This is a genomic window from Tissierella simiarum, assembly GCF_018917865.1.
In the GTDB taxonomy this organism is placed as follows: Bacteria; Bacillota; Clostridia; order Tissierellales; family Tissierellaceae; genus Tissierella_C; species Tissierella_C simiarum.
The window spans coordinates 84,501-104,073 of record NZ_JAHLPM010000005.1; the positions used below are offsets into that span (position 1 = coordinate 84,501).

Here is a 19,573-nt window from a genome sequence, read left to right on the forward strand (position 1 = left end):
TAGGTGATTATTTATTTTGTTTAAGTATGGAGGCAAGAGATGGAGAAAAGGAAAATAATTTTTTTAATATTGATCTTAGTCACAATCTTTGCTGGAATTTTAGGTAGCGGATTTTATATTTATAAAAATATTCTAAACATAGATACAATTTATGGAGGCGTTAAGATTGATGACTATGATGTAAGCCAGAAGACTAAGGACGAAGCCATAAGATACTTAAAAGAAAAAAAAGAACCTGCGATAGATGAAAAAACTATGAAACTAACTTATGAAGACAAGATTTATAATATAAGTTTAAGACAAATAGGTTTTTCATTTTACTATGAAGATGCAGTAGATAAGGCATATAATCTTGGTAGGGAAGGAAATGTATTAAATAGGTTAAAAGATATAAGGAAAATAAAAAACAAGGGTGTAACAATTCCCTTAGAGTCGTATTACGATAAAGATAAAATAGAGAACATAGTAAGTAATATTTCCCAAGAAATAAATAAAGAAAGTATTAATGCTGAGTTTCATTTTAACAATGGCAATATTAAAATTACAGAAGAAGTTATTGGAAGAAGAGTAGTTACAGAAAAATTAATAAAGAGTATAAATGATAATGTTTATACTTTAAATGATATTGAAATTCCAGTAGATATAGTAGCTCCTAAGGTGACAAAAGATGTTCTAGGAAGAATAAATGGTATTATTGGAGAGTTTTCTACATCATTTAAAGGAAGTAGTGCTGATAGAGTAGCGAATATAAAATTATCTTCAGAAGCTATTAGTAATAAACTTTTATTGCCTGGAGAAGAGGCTTCTTTCAATGGATTAACTGGTCCAAGGGAAAAACAATATGGTTATAAGGAAGCTAATGTAATTGTTGGAGGAGAGCTAACACCTGGAGTTGGAGGAGGAGTATGTCAATCATCTACTACTCTTTATAATGCACTATTATTAGCAGACGTTAAAATTATACAAAGGCACCCTCATTCAATACCAGCTAGTTATGTAAAATTTGGGCAAGATGCTGCTGTAGCTTATGGTTATTTAGATTTAAAATTTAGAAATGATTTTGATTTTCCAATATATCTTTATTCAAAGGTAGTGGGAGATAGGGTTTATATGTATGTATATGGTGATAGAACAGCAAAAGATTATACTGTAAAAATAGAACCTGAAATTGTTGAAATTATATCTTCAAAAGTAGAAGAAGTTGTTGATAAAAACTTAACTCCTGGTACTAAAGAGTTGTTACAAAAAGGTAGAACAGGTTATAAAGTAAAAACTTATAAAGCTATAGTTAAAAATGGAAAGGTAGTTAAAAGAGAGTTAATTACTTCAGACTATTATAAACAAAAAAATTCTATTTATAGAATTGGACCTTAATCTGCCAGCAACTACTGAAACTAATAATATAGAGTAGAAGTATTTATTTAGAATTACAATTATGGAGGGACTAAGAATTGGTTGAAGCAAAAGAATTGTATGATAAAAAGGAAAAGTGTCCAATATGTGAGAAGGAGTTTACTACAAAAAAAACAAGATCTTCTAAATTAAGACTTATAAAGAGAGACGAAGACTTTTTTAACCATTATAGTGGTGAAAATCCTATAAAATATGGAGTTTCTGTATGTCCAAACTGTGGATATGCGGCCTTGGAAAATAAATTTCATTCTATTACTAAAGAACAAGGTGAAATTATAAAAAATAACATTACTACAAAATGGAATAAAAGAAGCTACGGAGATGCGCGTAGTTTAGATGATGCCATAGAGACTTATAAATTAGCTTTGTTAATAGGAAATTTATTAAACTATAAAAAACTTGAAATAGGCACTATTTGTTTGAGTATTGGATGGTTGTATAGATTAAAAGAAGATAGAACTGAAGAAACTAGATTTTTAACTCTAGCGAGAGATCAATTTAAAGAAGCTTATTATAATGAATCCTTAGAAGGAAGTAATATGGATGAAGGAAAATTATCGTATTTAGCTGGTGAAATATCCAGACGTCTAGGAGATAAGGAGGAAGCTTTAAATTGGCTTAAACTCTCTTTATCTTCTCCTTCAACTAAACAGAATCCAGCTTTAGATAGTATGGCAAGAGAACAATGGAGAATAACGAAGGAGTTGTAAACTATGGATATCAAGTATTATGATTTTGAATCCTCTATAGGAAAGATAAATATATTTTTCGCTTCAGAAGGGATAGTTTGCCTAACTTTGCCATCAGATAGACAAGAGGATACTTTTTCTTATATTGAAAAAAGATTTGATATACCTTATAAAGTAGATAAAGAAGATTATAATTATCATGAAGAAATAAATCTTTACTTAGAAGGAAAATTAAAGAAGTTTACTTTACCTATTTTCCTAAGAGGGACAAGTTTTCAAAAAAAAGTATGGGAAGAACTTTTAAACATTCCTTATGGGGAAACTAGAACCTATAAATATATAGCAGAAAAGATTGGTTCTGCAAAAGGTTATAGAGCTGTAGGAGGAGCTTTAAATAAAAATCCCATAGCTATAATTGTACCTTGCCATAGGGTTATCGGCTCTAATGGTAAGTTAGTAGGTTTTGCTGGTGGTGTTGAGCTTAAAGATCAATTATTAAAGCTAGAGAGAGATAATATTTAATTAACAAAGATAATGATATTTGAATATTCTGGTATAAAAGTAAAAGGAGGGTTAGTATGGATTATCCTATTATTTTTATACCAGGACTTTTTGGTTCTTTAGGAGATGATGTAATAAAGGGAACAGGGAATTTTTCTTTTGGTTTGGCAGAACGTGTTTATAGACCTTTTATAGAGATATTAAATTCTATGGGATATGAAGAAGGAATAAACCTGTTTATATCTTATTACGATTGGAAGAAACCTGTTTTAGAGGCAACGGAAAAATACTTATCCCCTACTATAGAAAAAGTTAAAAGGAAAACTGGAATGAGTAAGGTAATACTTATTGGGCATAGTCTAGGTGGATTATTGGCAAGATCTTATATAGAATATTTTAGTCCATCTTCCGTCGATAAATTAATTATGATAGGTACTCCAAACTTGGGGAGTATAGATGCCTATTATTTTTGGAGTGGAGGAAAGCTGCCTTATCCAAAGGTAGAGGAAAATCTTCTGTATAATGGGTTAAAAATTGCTTTTATAATCTATTATCATTTATTTTTAAAAATAAACTATATAGAAGTTTTAAGAGATAAATTTCCTGTTACTAAAGACCTATTGCCTAGCTATGGTTATGGAAACTATTTACTTTATAAAAAAGGTGAAACTAAAAAAGAAATTCCTATAGAAGACATGACCATAAGTAACTCATTTTTAAATGGAATGGAAAAGAATCCTATAAGTCGAGATAATTTATTTATTATAAGTGGTAAAGGGGTCTATACAAATCAAAAATTTATAGTAGATAAAAACAATAAAGAAAAAATTAAATGGGCTGATGGAAAGCCTAATAATGTATATAAAACGACTTATGGAGATGGTACTGTTACAACTGTTAGCACCCTAGGGAATCTATGTAAAAATAATATAACGTTAGAAGGAAATCATATAGATATTCTATATAAGTCTAAAGATTATTTATCACATATATTATGTAAAGACATAAATGAAAAAATTGAAAGACAAGAAGTGGAGAAGATATATGTTATTTTTGGTCATAATTGCAGAAAGATAAATGTAAGAACTCCGAATCTAAACGAAGTATCAAGTGAATCTATAAATATTACTGATAGTAGGGTTCAAGCTGTTAATTTATCTTTTAATAGGTTTTGGATTATGGCTGCAGGAAATAAAAACTTAGAGATTGACTTAGATATAGAACCTATTAAAAGAGTTAAACCTCAAATATATATGGCTATTATAGATAAAGAAGGGGCTAAATTTGAATTCAATCCCTTGAAGAATAAAATCTAATTTGATATTATTATTATATAATAGAATAAAAACTATAGGTATTCCAACAAAGTTGGGATTTAATAGGGAAAGTGGTGAGACTCCACTGCAGCCCCCGCTACTGTAAATGAGTACGAAATCAACAATAAACCACTGGGAAACCGGGAAGGTGTTGATAGTAGGATGATTCATAAGTCAGGAGACCTGCCTATAATTATAACTTTCGGAGGGAGAGGTGAGATGTTTCTTGAAACTTATCCTTAATATTTAGAGGTATAAGTTTTTTTCTTTAAACAGACAGTATTAAATTACAGAGGAGGAAAAAAGATGAGAGTAAATCCAAAGAAGATTTCCTTATGTTTATCAATACTACTTATATTATCAGTTTTAGCTGGATGTAGTCAGAATAAAAATGATATTGTAAAGGAACTTGAGAAACAGGAACTAAGTCAAAACACTGAAAATTATCCTATGGAAGTTGAAGATGATTTTGGAAATAAGGTAACCATAGAAAAAGCACCTGAAAAGATTATTTCATTAGCGCCTAGCCATACAGAAATATTATTTAGTTTAGGATTAGATGCTAAAATAGCAGGAGTAACAACTTATTGTGATTATCCTGAAGAAGCTAAGACTAAAGAAATTATAGGAGATTATACAGCAATAAATTTGGAAAAAATTATTGAAATTGATCCTGACCTAGTTCTAATTTATGGCCCTGGAGATGAAGAATCTAATAATAGATTGAAAGAAGCAGGAATAACTATTTTAGGTTTTATGCCAGAATCTATTGATCAAGTAATAGATACTATTAAAAAAATAGGCGAAATTACGGAGAAAACTGAAGAAGCCAAAGAAATAACTGACAAAATGATTGAAAAAAGAGATTCTATAGCAGAGAAAGTAAAGGATAAAGACAAGGTGAAAGTATTCTATGAAATTTGGCATGACCCATTGATGGCAGCAGGTCCAGGATCTTTTATGGATGAATTAATGACCATAGCAGGTGGAGACAATATAGCAAAGGATGCTGAAGGACAATATCCACAATTCGATATAGAGCAATTAATTGAAAGAAATCCAGAAGTTTATTTAACTTCAAAAGATTCAGAAGAAAAAACAGTTGAATCAATAAAAGCTAGACCAGGTTATGAAGATATAACTGCAATTAAAGAAGGCAATATTTATATACTTGATCCAAACATTGTATCTAGACCGGGTCCAAGAATAGTAGAAGCATTGGAATTGGTAGCAAAAGCAATTCATCCAGAATTATTTAAGTAAAGTTGGAGATTTTAATGAGAAAGAAAATAAACAAAAATAGGTATGGCTTTATATTGTTCTTACTATCTATGTTATTAATACTTTCTGTTGGAGTTTTTTCTACTATAGGTACAGCAAACATAAGCGTAATTGACACTTTTAAAATAGTTGGATCTAAGATTCCAATAATTAAAAACTATATAGATATATCTTATATAGAGAAATCCTATGAAACTATTATTTGGTCCATAAGATTGCCAAGAGTTTTTTTAGGTATATTAGTTGGTGCCAGTCTTTCCATGGCTGGAGCAGCTTTTCAAGGTATGTTTAAAAATCCTATGGCAGATCCTTATGTAATAGGTATTTCTTCAGGAGCTGCTTTAGGTGCTACCATTGCCATAATAATAAAAGCTGATGTGAGTTTTTTAAATATGTCCACAATCTCTTTATTTGCATTTATTGGAGCTCTTGTTTCGGTAATGGCAGTTTATAATATTGCTAGAATAAAGAATAGGGTTCCCATAACGACTCTGCTGTTATCAGGCATAGCTGTTGGCCAGTTTTTAACAGCAATAATGTCTTTTTTAATGGTTATTTATAACAAGGATATGACAAAAATAATTTATTGGACTTTAGGCAGTTTATCTGGGAAGGGATGGGAGCCTTTACTTAAAATTTTTCTGCCAACTATAATTTCTATGATACTTATTAATTTCTTTTCGAGAGATTTAAATATAATGTTGACAGGTGAAGAATCAGCCCAAAGTTTAGGCGTAGAAGTTGAGAAGACAAAAGTATATATACTTTTGTTGGGAACTTTCATGACCTCTATGGCAGTATCTGTTAGTGGAATTATAGGGTTTGTTGGTCTTATAATACCTCATATCGTTAGGCTGATTCTCGGTCCAGATCACAGAATTTTGTTGCCCGCTTCAGCCCTCATAGGAGGAATATTTATGATTTTTACAGATACTATAGCAAGAACCATTATTTCTCCAGTAGAAATACCGGTTGGTATTATTACGGCCATATTTGGAGGACCCTTTTTTATATATTTACTAAGGACAAAAAAGAAATCCATATGATGCAGGAGTGAATATAATGTATGCTCTTAAAGTAAACGATATTGAATTTGGATATGATAGAGAGTTGGTTTTAAAAGGAATATCATTTAATATTGAAAAGGGTAAGTTTATCAGTATTATAGGTCCAAATGGATCAGGAAAATCAACTCTTTTAAAAACTTTAAATAACTTATATAAACCTACTAAGGGGAATATTTTTATTGAAGGAAACGAAATTAGTTCTTTAAAAGGAAAAGATTTAGCTAAAAGAATAGCTTTAGTTCCTCAAAATACTAATATTGATTATGACTTTACTGTAGAAGATATAGTGTTAATGGGAAGACATCCTTATAAAGGAAGATTTCAAAAAGAGAATCAAAATGATTATAGTATTATAGACGAGTCTTTAAAAATGACCAACACTTTACATCTTAAAGATAGACCTATTACAGAAATAAGTGGTGGAGAAAGACAAAGAGTTATAATAGCTAAGGCTTTAGCTCAGAGACCTACTATAATACTTTTAGATGAACCAACTAGTCATTTAGATATTAACCATCAGATAGATATTCTCAACTTGCTTAAAAATTTAAATAAAGAGAAAGGAACTACTATTATCTTAGTTATACATGATATAAATTTAGCTGCTAGATATTCGGATGAAATTATATTGTTAAATGATGGTGTAGTATTAGGTATAGGTAAGCCAGAAGAAGTAATTACTACAACTAATGTAGAAACAGCTTATAATTTAAACGTGGTAATAGATAGAAATAAGTACACTAATAGTCTTTATTTAACTCCTGTAGAAATAAAAAAGAGAATCCCTAAAAAACAAACTGAAACAGTTCATATAATATGTGGAGGAGGTACAGGAGCTGAGGTTATAAATAGGTTATATGATGAGGGATTTAATCTAACATTAGGGGTCTTAAATGTTGGAGATTCAGACTGGCAACATGGTAAGAGTTTAATGATTCCCATGGTTGAAGAAGCTCCTTTTACTGGAATAAGTGAAAAAACCTATAATAAGAATTCTGAAAAAGTAAAAGCAGCAGATATTATTGTTATATCTAGTATCCCTTTTAGCAGAGGTAATTTAAAAAATCTTATTTCAGGATATGAAGGATTAAAGTCTGGAAAGAAGGTATTTTTTATATGGGATTATCCTGATGAAAATTTTGATTATACTGATGGAAAAGCCACAAAATTAATCAATGAAATGAAGCAGACTGGTATGAAAGTAGTAAAGTCTGTTGAGGATCTTGTTAGAAGTATAAAAGAATGCACTTAACTTTAAAGATTAAATGCATTCTTTTAATAGAAAGTTATTTTCAAAAGCATAAATTATTTTCTTTATATAATCTAAAGTCTTTTTTACTATAAGCGAAATATCTTCTTTAGGATTATTTACAAGGTTATGGAGTAATCCATGATAGACTAAAACTATTAATTCCGAGAGAAAAACTAAGTTTTCATCAGACTCATTAATGTTCTCAAAAACTTGTGTTACTATATTAGTGTGTATTTCATAAATAGTCCCACCTTTAACTGAGGTTATAAAAGGAATGATATTTTCCTCCAATTCTTCTTCAAATATTAAATAATATTCTTTAATATCATGTTCTAAAGAATTGCTGTATTTATTAAAGAAAATATAATAAAATACTTTAGGATTAGAATAGGAATGAATAAGAAAACATTCTAGCATATTTAAGTACATATCTTTTGGGGTAGCTTTAGAATCAATAGACTCACTTAAATCCCTAATAAAAATATTAAAATGTTTTAGATAAGTAAAAAACATTAAATGCTCTAAGTTTTCAAAATAATTATAAATGGTTGCACTATTATATCCAGCTTTATTAGCTATTTCTCTGATTGGAATGTTTTTTATACCTTCACTATCTAATATAGAATAGGTAGCATTGATAAAACATTTCATCATTTCTCTTTGTGAGGTTATTTTCTTTTTCATCTTTATCCCTCCTATTTAGATAACATATTAATTATACCAAGAAATGTATTTGTCAAACAATAAAATGAAAATTTCATTATAAAATCTCTTTATTGACTATTTGCTAATTTATGATATATTTAATTGGGAAATTATAAGGAGGTTTAAATATGAAATATAAATTAATCGCAATTGACATGGATGGAACTTTATTAAATAGTCAAAATCAAGTATCTGAAAGAAATATGAAAGCTTTAGAGGAAGCTAAGAATAAAGGGGTACAGGTGGTTATTTCCACTGGAAGAATACTTCAATCAGCTTTACATTATTCTGAAATTCTAGATTTAAAGAATCCTATTGTTGCTTGTAATGGAGCAGTAATAATTGATGAATTTTCTAAAATATTATATGAAAAACCTTTATATAAGGAGTCTGTATTAAATATTATTAATCTAGCAGAAGAAAAAAATATATATTATCACTTTTACGATTCAGATACTTTTTATGCAAAAACCTTTAATAAAGAAGTTATGAAGTATTATGAAGCTAATAAATCTAATTTATCAAAGCAACAAATTAATTTTAAAATGCTGGATAATCCTACAGAAACAATAAAAAATAGTGATTTAAAAGTATATAAATTTGTATTTATTGATGATAATAAAGATAAGCTTGTGGAATTTAGGGATAGTTTAAATAAAATAAAAGGTATAAATGTATCAAGCTCATGGTCTAATAATATTGAAGTAATGGGAGAAAATGTATCTAAGGGAGAAGGATTAAATCAATTATGCCAGATATTAAATATCAAGCCAGAAGAAGTAATAGCAATAGGTGACAATGAAAATGATATATCTATGTTTAATTTTGCAGGATTGGCTGTAGCTATGAAAAATGGGGATGAAATAATTAGAGACCATACAAATTTTACTACCGATACAAATGATAATGATGGTGTTGCTAAAGTAATTGAAAAATTTATTTTAAAATAAAGGAGATGAAGGTTTAATTATGCCATTAAATATTGTACTTGTAGAACCAGAAATACCTCATAATACTGGTAATATTGCTAGAACTTGTGCCTTAACAGGAACTATACTACATTTAGTTAAACCTTTGGGCTTTTCTGTAGATGATAAACATTTGAAAAGAGCAGGTTTAGATTATTGGCATTTAGTAGAGATCCATTACTATGATAACTTTTTTCAAATACTAGAAAAATATCCAAACAATGATTTTTATTATGCTACAACTAAGACAAATAATGTTTATACAGATGTGAAATATAAAGATGGTTCTTTTCTAGTGTTTGGTAAAGAAACCAAAGGATTATCTAAAGAAATTCTTAGCAATAACTGGGATAAAGCTATTAGAATACCTATGAAAAAAGACATTTTAAGATCTTTAAATCTGTCTAATTCTGTTAATATTATATTGTTTGAAGCATTAAGACAATTAAATTTTCCTTCTTTAGAATAAAAAACTTTACACAGATTTAACAAAAGACTTAAAAGAATCTAGTAATATATTTATGCTTGCATAAATATAGGTTAGGAGGATTACACATGGATATAGCGTTACCAGTATTAGGAGGTTTGGGACTTTTTCTTTATGGCATGAACTTAATGGGAATGGGGCTTCAAAAAGCAGCAGGAGAAAAGCTAAAAAGATTAATTGAAGTACTTACCAACAACAGACTTATGGGGGTGCTTGTAGGTACGGTAGTTACTATGGTTATTCAAAGTAGTAGTGCTACTACAGTAATGGTTATAGGATTTGTAAATGCAGGACTTATGAATTTATACCAAGCAGTAGGAGTAATAATGGGAGCCAATGTGGGTACAACTGTAACGGCTCAACTTATTGCTTTTAATCTAACGGACTTTGCACCTTTAGCAGTAGCAATAGGAGTAGGTATTTGGATTGCTACATCTAAAAAGAGGGCTAAAAATTTAGCGGAAATTCTTATAGGTTTTGGTATATTATTTATTGGTATGGATATGATGGCAAATGGTTTGGCACCTTTGGCCAATAACCCAACATTTACTAATATAATGGTAAGTTTAAATGATCCCTTTCTAGGAATGTTAGTTGGACTAGGTCTTACAACCATTATCCAAAGCAGTAGTGCTTCTATAGGATTATTACAAGCTTTAGCTTCACAAGGACTTATTAATATAAATATTGCTTTTCCAATATTGTTTGGAGACAATATTGGAACTACAACTACAGCTTTAATATCCAGCGTTGGTGCTAATAGAACAGCTAAAAGAGCAGCAGTTATTCACTTTTTATTTAATTTAATAGGAACTATTATTTTTATGACTATTTTAAGAGTACCAATACAAGCTATAGTAACCAAGATATCACCTAATGATATTCAAAGGCAAATCGCAAATGCACATACCTTATTTAATCTAATTAATGTAGCAATTCAATTTCCTTTTGCAGGTCTTTTAGTAAAAGCTGCAGAAAAGTTGGTTTCTGGAGATAAGAAAGAAGAATTGGAAAGATCTAAATTCTTAGATACAAGAATCATTGAAACTCCTTCTATTGCATTAGGTCAGGTTACCAAGGAAGTTTTAAGAATGGGTAAGTTGGTAGAAGATAATTTAATATTGGCTGGAAAAGCTTTTATAGAAAATGAGGATGAAGATATAGAAAAGGTTCTATCCCAAGAAAAAACTATAAATAAAATGGAAAGAGATATAACTGAATATTTAGTAGAATTATCGAATGCTCCTTTAACAGATGATCAGCATAATCAAGTAAATGTTTTATTTAATATAATAAATGATGTAGAGAGGGTAGGAGATCATGCTGAAAATTTGGTTGAACTTGCTCAATATAAGATAGACAATAATTTAAATTTTACTGACGAGGCTATAGATGAACTTAATATAATGTTTGGTAAGTGTCAAGAAGTGTTTAAAAAGGCCATAGATTCTTTTGAGACTAATAGTGAAGGCAAAGCTAGAGAAGTAATGAAGTTAGAAGAAGAAGTTGACTTTTTAGAGAAACAAAATAGGGCAAACCATATTGACAGATTAAATAAATTACAATGTCAAACAGGCCCAGGAATTATATTTTTAGATGCTATAAGCAATCTTGAAAGAGTTTCAGATCACTCTTCAAACATTGCAATGTACGTATTAGATCAATATAAGTAAATCAATAAACATTATAAAAAAATTTAATATATAAAATGTGTTGTATATTTTTTCTGTATATATTATAATATGTGTGGAGTGTGAAAAAAGTATCAAAACTAAAAAGCTCTGGATGAGAAATGCGGGAGAGACCTTTTAGGCGCCGAAGGAGTAAGTTGTGGGGTTTGCCATTCTATAATGATCCTCTCAGGCAAAAGGACCGTGTTTTGACAGAACTCTGGAAAGCGAAAGCACCGAAGGAGCAATCCATACATATTAGGAGAATCTCTCAGGTAAATGAACAGAGTAAATAGGCATTTATAGCCTATTTTATTCTGTTTTTTTTATTTTAATTTTAAGTTTAATGGGTACTAATATAGTGATAGCACTATTAGAGAAGTATAATTTAAAAAATAATTTTATGTTTGATTTTTTCTATTGACTATGTTTATAATTGAATTGGTAGTATAGGTTTAATCTATAGGTATAAATATCCTAATTAACCAGTTTGAGGAAGGTTTGTTAAGAAAGTTGCAATACTTTAATTACTATAATATTAGAGTTTTAATGTATTGGTGATTTTTTAGTATTAGTCTAGGAATATTATTAATGCATTTATGGCAAAAATACCATAGTGGACTGCCATGTAATAATTATATGTAAGGGAGGAGAAAGTATGTCAGAAATTTATGATGTTATCATTATAGGAGCTGGCCCTGGTGGATTAGCAGCAGGACTATATGCAGCGAGAGCTAGAATGAAAACTCTTATTCTAGAAAAAGAAAAGGCTGGTGGACAAATCGTTACTACTGACGAGGTAGCTAATTATCCAGGTTCTGTTGAAAATGCTAGCGGACCATCTTTAATAGCTAGAATGGTTGAACAAGCAGATGAATTTGGAGCTGAAAGAAAGTTAGACACGATTAAAGAAGTTGAACTTAATGGAGAAATTAAAGTATTAAAAGGAGAAAAAGGCGAGTATAAGGCTAAATCCATTATTATTGCAACAGGTGCACGTCCAAGACCAATTGGTTGTCCAGGAGAAAAAGAATTAACTGGTAGAGGAGTTTCATATTGTGCTACTTGTGATGCTGCTTTCTTTGAAGATATGGAAGTATATGTAGTTGGTGGTGGAGATTCAGCAGTAGAAGAAGCTATGTACTTAACTAAATTTGCTAGAAAAGTTACTATTGTTCATAGAAGAGATGAATTAAGAGCAGCTAAATCAATTCAAGAAAAAGCTTTTAAGAATGAGAAAATCGATTTCTTATGGAATAGTACAATTACAGAACTTAAAGGTGATGGTATACTTGAATCCATGGTGGTTAAAAATACTGTTACTGGTGAAGAAACTGAAATCCATGCCAATGAAGATGATGGTACCTTTGGAGTATTCGTATTCGTAGGATATACACCAGAAACTAAATTGTTTGAAGGTTTAATTACTATGGAAGGTGGATACATCAAAACAGATGATGACATGAAGACAAACATCCCAGGAGTATTTGCAGCAGGAGATTGTAGAGTTAAATCTTTAAGACAAGTTGTTACAGCTACAGCGGATGGAGCTATTGCAGCAGTTCAAGCAGAGAAATACATCAACGAAGCATTTGATGTTTAAAAATAAATTTAGGAGGGATAATTATGTTAGAACTTACTAAGGAAAATTTTGAACAAGAAGTTTTACAAGCTGAAGGATATGTATTAGTGGATTATTGGGGACCAACATGTGAACCATGTAAAGCTCTAATGCCACATGTTCATGAATTAGAAAAAACTTATGGGGATAAAATTAAATTTGCTTCCCTTGATATTACTAAAGCAAGAAGACTTGCAATATCACAAAAGGTTATGGGGCTACCAGTAATTGCTATATATAAAGATGGTGAAAGAATAGATGCAGTAGTAGCAGATGAAGCTACAGCTACTAGTGTAGAAGAATTGATTAAAAAATATGCTTAAATCTTAATACGATTTTAATTCTGGGCGAAAGCCCGGAATTAAAATAGATACTTGCTAAAATAAGAGGAGGTGAATTTTATGCGTCTGGAATTAGGCCATGTGCTAATTAAAGATGTTCAATTTGGTACTGAAACCAAAATTGAAAATGGGGTGCTAACTGTTAACAAACAAGAGCTAATAGATTTAATAAAAGAAGATGAGCACCTTGCATCAGTAGACGTTGAAATTGCAAAACCTGGTGAAAGTATTAGAATAACACCTGTTAAGGACGTAGTAGAACCTAGAGTTAAGGTTGAAGGTCCAGGAGGTGTATTCCCAGGAATATTATCAAAGGTTGATGTTGTGGGATCAGGAAAAACTAATGTTTTAAAAGGTTGTGTAGTTATGACAACTGGTAAAATAGTAGGATTCCAAGAAGGTATTGTAGATATGACGGGACCTGGAGCTGAATATACTCCATTTTCCAAAACAATAAATGTAGTATTAAAATGTGATCCTGTAGAAGGATTAAAACAACATGATCATGAAAAAGCAGTAAGATTTGCAGGATTTAAAGCTGCAGCTTATTTAGCAGAAGTTGCTAAAACATTAACACCAGATACAGTAGAAGTATTTGAAGTAGACCCATTATTAGAAGGAATTAAGAAATATCCTGAACTTCCAAAAGTTGGATATGTTCAAATGCTTCAAACACAAGGGTTGCTTCATGACACATATGTATATGGAGTAGATGCTAAGCAAATTGTGCCAACTATAATGTATCCAACAGAAATTATGGATGGTGCAATTGTAAGTGGTAACTGTGTATCAGCGTGTGATAAGAATACAACCTACCATCAAATGAATAATCCAGTTATTCATGACCTTCTAGCGGCTCATGGTAAAACACTTAACTTTGTAGGAGTTATAATTACAAACGAAAACGTTTATCTAGCTGATAAAGAGAGATCATCAAACTGGACAGCTAAACTTGCTGAATACCTAGGACTTGATGGAGTTATAATTTCACAAGAAGGTTTCGGTAACCCAGATACTGACCTTATAATGAACACTAAAAAAGTAGAAGCTAAAGGTATTAAAACTGTAATAATTACTGACGAATATGCAGGAAGAGATGGTGCCAGCCAATCATTAGCTGATGCTGATCCTTCAGCTAATGCAGTAGTTACAGGTGGTAACGCTAATGAAATAATAGTATTGCCAAAGATGGACAAAGTAATTGGAACATTAGATTACATTGACATTATAGCTGGTGGATTTGATGGAAGTTTAGCAGCTGATGGTACAATCACAGTAGAAATCCAAGCTATTACAGGTGCAACTAATGAAATTGGTTTCAATAAAATGTCAGCTAGAGGATTCTAATTATATAGAATGTATGCAAAAATTTAAAATATAATACAAAATATTAAAAAATATAACAAAGGAAAGGAAGTGGAACAATGTCAATTTTTAATGAGAACACAAAAGTTATCATTATTGGTGACAGAGATGGTATACCAGGACCAGCTATGGAAGAATGTATAAAAACCACTCCTGCAGAAGTAGTATTTTCAGCAACAGAATGTTTTGTCTGAACGGCTGCAGGCGCAATGGACTTAGAAAATCAAAAAAGGGTTAAAGATTTAACTGAAAAATACGGTGCAGAAAATATGCTAGTATTAATCGGTGGTGCAGAAGCTGAATCAGCAGGATTAGCAGCTGAAACAGTAACAGCAGGAGACCCAACTTTCGCAGGTCCATTAGCAGGAGTCCAGTTAGGACTTAAAGTATATCATGCAGTAGAACCAGAATTTAAAGAATCAGTAGATGCTGATGTATACGATGAACAAATCGGTATGATGGAAATGGTTCTAGATGTTGATGAAATAATTTCAGAAGTAAAAGCTATGAGAGATGAATTCACTATATATTAATAAGAAATAAAATCCCAATAGGAAATATATGAGAGGAGGGGAACAAATGGGGAAAATTAAAGTTGTACACTATATAAATCAATTTTTCGCAGGTATCGGTGGAGAAGAAAAAGCGGACCATAGACCAGAAGCTAGAGAAGGCGCAATGGGACCTGGTTTAGCTCTTCAAGCGGGATTTAAGGATGAAGCTGAAATCGTAGCTACAGTTATATGTGGAGACGGATACTTTGGTGAAAACTTAGAAGAAGCTAAAAAGGAAGTTCTTGAATTAATTAAGAAGTATAATCCAGATCTAGTTGTAGCTGGACCAGCATTTAATGCAGGTAGATATGGTGTAGCAGCAGGTACAGTTACAGAGGCTGTACAAAACGAATTAGGTATCCCAGCTGTAACTGGTATGTATATTGAAAATCCAGGTGCAGATATGTTTAAAAAATCAGTTTATGTTGTTTCTACAAAGAATTCAGCTGCTGGTATGAGGGACGCTGTTAAGAAATTGGTACCATTAGCACTTAAAATTGCTAGAGGCGAAGAAATTGGTTCTCCAGAAGAAGAAGGCTATTTAGAAAGAGGAATTAGAAAAAATTACTTTACTGATAAGAGAGGTTCTGAAAGAGCAGTTGATATGCTTATAAAGAAACTTGCGGGAGAAGAATTTAAAACTGAGTTCCCAATGCCAAACTTCGATAGAGTAGATCCTAACCCAGCGGTGAAGGATATTACAAAAGCTACAATAGCTATTGTAACATCTGGTGGTATAGTTCCACACGGAAACCCTGATCATATCGAATCATCATCAGCTCAAAAATATGGTAAATATGATATTGAAGGTATTGATGATTTAAAAGAAGGTGAATTTGAAACAGCACACGGTGGACATGACCCAGTATATGCTAATTTAGATGCTGATAGAGTTATTCCAGTTGATGTTTTACGTGAAATGGAGAAGGAAGGGAAAATAGGAAAACTACACAGATACTATTATTCAACAGTAGGTAATGGTACTGCAGTAGCTAGTGCTAAGAAATTTGCAGAAGAATTTAGTGCAGAAATGAAAAGAGACGGCGTAGATGCAGTTATTTTAACTTCCACCTGAGGCACCTGTACACGTTGCGGTGCAACAATGGTAAAAGAAGTTGAGCGTGCTGGAATTCCAGTAGTTCACATGTGTACAGTTGTTCCTATATCATTAACAGTTGGAGCTAATAGAATAGTTCCAACAATAGCAATTCCTCATCCATTAGGAAATCCGAATTTAGAGCCTAAGGAAGAGAAAGCTTTAAGAAGAAAATTAGTTGAAAGAGCTTTAGAAGCTTTAACAACTGAAGTAACAGAACAAACTGTATTTGACGTTAAAAAGTAATTAATATAGACTTATAAATGGGTGATTTTTTATCACCCATTTATAAGCTAAACTTATATAAAATACATACCAAATATTATGGAGGTGGACATATGAATTATTCAGTAGTAAAAGGTTCAAGCTATGTACTAGTACATGCACCAGATATGGTTATTCACAATGGAACTACTCAAACAACAGAAAAATATCTAAATCCAAATTCAGAGTATTTAAAAGCTCTTCCAAACCATTTACGTAGCTATGAACAAGCAGTAAATTATATGCCAAATCAAGTGTATATTGGAAATCATAAGCCAGAAGAACTTAGAACTCTTGAACAGCCATGGTATGATAAAGATGTTCAAGATGCAAAAAGAGAAGGTAGATTTGGTGAAATCATGCCACAAGACGAATTTATAGGTTTAATTAAAATAGTGGATGTATTTGATTTAGTTCTTCTTTCCAAAGAATTCACAGCAGAAATAAAGCAAAAATTAGAAAAACATCCGTTAATTAAAGATGAACTTATAGGTAAATTAAAAGAAGGCGTAGACCAAGCAGATATCGAAAAGTTCGTTAATGAGCAAGATGCAGAAGGACTTTACAATGACAAAAAATTAGTTGGTTGCGTAAAGAGAGCACATGACGTAGATGTTAACTTAAATTCTCATGTTATACTTGAAAATCTTGTATCAAAAGCATCAGGAGTATTAGCAGCATTACATTTAATTGATAAAAATAATCTTCAACCAGAAGAAATAGAATATGTAATCGAGTGCTCTGAAGAGGCTTGTGGAGATATGAATCAAAGAGGTGGAGGAAACTTTGCCAAGTCAATAGCTGAAATGGCTGGTTTAACAAATGCTACTGGTTCCGACCTAAGAGGATTCTGTGCAGCCCCAGCTCATGCTTTGATATCAGCTGCTTCACTAGTTCAAGCAGGTACTTTTAAAAAAGTAATGGTTGTATCAGGCGGTTCAACAGCTAAATTAGGTATGAATGGTAAAGATCATGTTAAAAAGGATATGCCTATATTAGAAGACGTAGTAGGCGGATTTGCAGTAATAATCGCAGAAAATGATGGAATAAATCCAGTTCTTAGAACTGATTTAGTAGGTAGACATACTGTTGGTACAGGATCATCACCACAAGCAGTAATCACTTCCTTAGTTACAGCTCCTCTTGATAGAGGTAACTTAAAGATTACCGATATAGATAAATATTCAGTAGAAATGCAAAACCCAGATGTAACTAAACCAGCAGGAGCGGGAGACGTTCCAACAGCTAACTATAAGATGATAGCAGCTTTAGGTGTTAAGAGAGGGGAACTAGAAAGAACCGCTATTAATGATTTCATTGTAAAACATGGTATGGAAGGATGGGCACCAACCCAAGGACATATTCCTTCAGGAGCACCATATGTTGGATTTGCTAGAGAAGAAATTTTAGCAGGTAATATCAATAGAACTATGATTGTAGGAAAGGGAAGTTTATTCTTAGGTAGAATGACTAACTTATTCGATGGTGCATCAATAGTTATAGAAAAAAATACTGGAAAGGTAGATGAAGGAAAAGGTGTATCAGAAGAAGAAGTTAGAGGACTTGTAGCAGAAGCTATGAGAGATTTTGCTTCTCATCTACTTCAAGGTTAGAGGTGATAATATGTCAGATAACAATATAAAAAGCATGATCGGTAAGGTATTTAATGACATTGCCGATGCTATGCAAACTGGACAATTTGGCGAAAAGGTTCGAGTAGGTATCACTGTAGCTGGTAGTGAATTAGGCATTGACAATATAGTTAAAGGTGCTGAAATTGCTCAAGCTAGAGATAACAGTATTGAGGTAGTATTAATAGGACCTAAGGTTGAATCTAAACTTACTCAATACAATGTTGAAGGTGAAGATGCTCAACATAAGAAAATGGAAGAATTACTTGATAGTGGAGAAATAGGTGCTTGTGTAACTATGCATTACAATTTTCCAATAGGGGTGTCAACAGTTGGAAGAGTTATAACTCCAGGTCATGGTAAAGAAATGTTCATAGCTACAACAACTGGAACCTCTTCACCACATAGAGTTGAAGCTATGGTTAAAAATGGTATATACGGAATTATTGCAGCAAAAGCTATGGGAATTGAAAATCCAACTGTAGGAATATTAAATCTTGATGGTGCTAGACAAGTTGAAAGAGCTTTTAAAGATTTAATCAGTAGAGGATATGAAGTTAACTTTACAGAATCCGGAAGAGCTGATGGCGGTTCAGTAATGAGAGGTAACGATCTTTTAACTGGGCAACCAGATATAATGATAAATGATACTCTTACAGGAAACATTCTAATGAAGGTATTCTCTTCATTTACAACAGGCGGTAGCTATGAAGCACAAGGTTTTGGATATGGTCCTGGTATTGGAGAGGATTATGATAGAACCATTCTTATTCTTTCAAGAGCATCAGGTACTCCAGTAGTAGCTAATGCAATTGGCTATGCTGCATCTTTAGTTAGAGGCAATGTAACAAAAATTGCTAAGGAAGAGTTCGAGAAAGCTAATAAAGCTGGATTAAAAGATATATTGAAAGGTTTAACTAAAGACAATAAAAAAGCTGAAGTGAAAGAAGAAGAAACTGTAGAAGCTCCACCAGCTGAAACTGTAACAGGTACAATTAATGGAATTGATATTATGGAATTAGAAGATGCTGTTAAAGTATTATGGAAAAATGGTATCTATGCTGAATCTGGAATGGGATGTACAGGTCCAATAGTAATGGTAAACGAAGCTAAGTTAAATGAAGCTACTAAAGTACTAGCAAAATCAGGTTATGCTGTTGGTGAAGCAGATCCTTGTTAAAAACACTCTAGGCTCCAAGGGAACTTGGAGTGTTTTTTTGTAAAGTATAAGTTAAAATTCTTTAAAAAAGTCTCCTTGACTTAAGATGTTCCTATAGGAGCCTTTTTTATTGTAAATTCTTTGTAAATCATATATAATAACCTTGTACCCAAAAGTTTAAGGGAACATATAT

Annotated in this window: 18 protein-coding genes and 2 riboswitches; of the genes, 17 read left to right on the top strand and 1 reads right to left on the bottom strand. The window is 31.6% G+C overall.

All coding sequences use genetic code 11. The features are described 5' to 3' along the window. The first annotated feature begins 39 nt into the window (after positions 1–39). The 7 genes from KQI42_RS07515 to KQI42_RS07545 all read left to right on the top strand — a co-directional run bounded on the left by KQI42_RS07515 (position 40) and on the right by KQI42_RS07545 (position 7,519). Positions 40–1,374 carry a VanW family protein gene (locus KQI42_RS07515; protein ID WP_216518410.1) on the top strand — a complete coding sequence of 445 codons (1,335 nt, stop codon included), beginning with the start codon at positions 40–42 and terminating at the stop codon, positions 1,372–1,374. Between the two features lie 77 nt (positions 1,375–1,451). Continuing rightward, on the top strand, positions 1,452–2,123 hold the full coding sequence (locus tag KQI42_RS07520) for a DUF2225 domain-containing protein (protein ID WP_216518411.1): 672 nt from the start codon (positions 1,452–1,454) through the stop codon (positions 2,121–2,123). Positions 2,124–2,126: 3 nt separating this feature from the next. Beyond that, positions 2,127–2,624, top strand: a complete 498-nt coding sequence (locus KQI42_RS07525) for a methylated-DNA--[protein]-cysteine S-methyltransferase (protein ID WP_246566237.1) — start codon at positions 2,127–2,129, stop codon at positions 2,622–2,624. A 56-nt stretch (positions 2,625–2,680) separates the two neighbouring features. Continuing rightward, complete coding sequence (locus KQI42_RS07530) at positions 2,681–3,919, top strand: lipase family alpha/beta hydrolase (protein ID WP_216518414.1); 1,239 nt, start codon at positions 2,681–2,683, stop codon at positions 3,917–3,919. Positions 3,920–3,938: 19 nt separating this feature from the next. Beyond that, positions 3,939–4,124, top strand: a riboswitch (cobalamin riboswitch). Positions 4,125–4,225: 101 nt separating this feature from the next. Beyond that, the gene (locus KQI42_RS07535; RefSeq protein WP_216518416.1) at positions 4,226–5,182 is read left to right on the top strand and encodes an ABC transporter substrate-binding protein; all 957 of its coding nucleotides are present in this window, start codon (positions 4,226–4,228) and stop codon (positions 5,180–5,182) included. A gap of 14 nt (positions 5,183–5,196) precedes the next feature. Next, a complete protein-coding gene (locus tag KQI42_RS07540; protein ID WP_216518418.1) occupies positions 5,197–6,246 on the top strand; it encodes a FecCD family ABC transporter permease in 1,050 nt (349 codons plus the stop codon). 16 nt (positions 6,247–6,262) lie between these two features. Beyond that, positions 6,263–7,519, top strand: coding sequence for an ABC transporter ATP-binding protein (locus KQI42_RS07545; RefSeq protein WP_216518420.1), 1,257 nt, complete (start codon positions 6,263–6,265; stop codon positions 7,517–7,519). A 9-nt stretch (positions 7,520–7,528) separates the two neighbouring features. Here KQI42_RS07545 and KQI42_RS07550 read toward each other — a convergent pair whose 3' ends face one another. After that, positions 7,529–8,203 carry a TetR/AcrR family transcriptional regulator gene (locus tag KQI42_RS07550; RefSeq protein WP_216518422.1) on the bottom strand — a complete coding sequence of 225 codons (675 nt, stop codon included), beginning with the start codon at positions 8,201–8,203 and terminating at the stop codon, positions 7,529–7,531. A 149-nt stretch (positions 8,204–8,352) separates the two neighbouring features. Between KQI42_RS07550 and KQI42_RS07555 the strand changes: the two genes are divergently transcribed. The 10 genes from KQI42_RS07555 (at position 8,353) to grdD (ending at position 19,401) form a co-directional block, all read left to right on the top strand. After that, on the top strand, positions 8,353–9,174 hold the full coding sequence (locus tag KQI42_RS07555) for a Cof-type HAD-IIB family hydrolase (protein WP_216518424.1): 822 nt from the start codon (positions 8,353–8,355) through the stop codon (positions 9,172–9,174). A 19-nt stretch (positions 9,175–9,193) separates the two neighbouring features. Continuing rightward, positions 9,194–9,661: a tRNA (cytidine(34)-2'-O)-methyltransferase gene (locus KQI42_RS07560; RefSeq protein WP_216518426.1), complete on the top strand. Its 468-nt coding sequence runs from the start codon at positions 9,194–9,196 to the stop codon at positions 9,659–9,661. 86 nt (positions 9,662–9,747) lie between these two features. Then, positions 9,748–11,352 carry a Na/Pi cotransporter family protein gene (locus KQI42_RS07565; RefSeq protein ID WP_216518428.1) on the top strand — a complete coding sequence of 535 codons (1,605 nt, stop codon included), beginning with the start codon at positions 9,748–9,750 and terminating at the stop codon, positions 11,350–11,352. A 112-nt stretch (positions 11,353–11,464) separates the two neighbouring features. After that, positions 11,465–11,564, top strand: a riboswitch (glycine riboswitch). 443 nt (positions 11,565–12,007) lie between these two features. Next, positions 12,008–12,952 carry a thioredoxin-disulfide reductase gene (trxB, locus tag KQI42_RS07570; RefSeq protein ID WP_246566239.1) on the top strand — a complete coding sequence of 315 codons (945 nt, stop codon included), beginning with the start codon at positions 12,008–12,010 and terminating at the stop codon, positions 12,950–12,952. A 23-nt stretch (positions 12,953–12,975) separates the two neighbouring features. Next, on the top strand, positions 12,976–13,293 hold the full coding sequence (gene trxA / locus KQI42_RS07575) for a thioredoxin TrxA (RefSeq protein WP_216518430.1): 318 nt from the start codon (positions 12,976–12,978) through the stop codon (positions 13,291–13,293). A 78-nt stretch (positions 13,294–13,371) separates the two neighbouring features. Then, positions 13,372–14,658, top strand: coding sequence for a glycine/sarcosine/betaine reductase component B subunit (locus KQI42_RS07580; protein WP_216518432.1), 1,287 nt, complete (start codon positions 13,372–13,374; stop codon positions 14,656–14,658). Between the two features lie 77 nt (positions 14,659–14,735). Next, positions 14,736–15,209 (top strand): glycine/sarcosine/betaine reductase complex selenoprotein A, encoded by a 474-nt coding sequence (gene grdA, locus KQI42_RS07590; protein ID WP_246566241.1) that lies wholly within the window; start codon positions 14,736–14,738, stop codon positions 15,207–15,209. A 46-nt stretch (positions 15,210–15,255) separates the two neighbouring features. Continuing rightward, positions 15,256–16,572 carry a glycine reductase complex selenoprotein B gene (gene grdB / locus KQI42_RS07595; RefSeq protein WP_246566242.1) on the top strand — a complete coding sequence of 439 codons (1,317 nt, stop codon included), beginning with the start codon at positions 15,256–15,258 and terminating at the stop codon, positions 16,570–16,572. A 92-nt stretch (positions 16,573–16,664) separates the two neighbouring features. Next, positions 16,665–18,203, top strand: a complete 1,539-nt coding sequence (grdC, locus tag KQI42_RS07605; protein ID WP_216518440.1) for a glycine/sarcosine/betaine reductase complex component C subunit beta — start codon at positions 16,665–16,667, stop codon at positions 18,201–18,203. 10 nt (positions 18,204–18,213) lie between these two features. After that, complete coding sequence (grdD, locus tag KQI42_RS07610) at positions 18,214–19,401, top strand: glycine/sarcosine/betaine reductase complex component C subunit alpha (RefSeq protein ID WP_216518442.1); 1,188 nt, start codon at positions 18,214–18,216, stop codon at positions 19,399–19,401. Positions 19,402–19,573 lie beyond the last annotated feature (172 nt).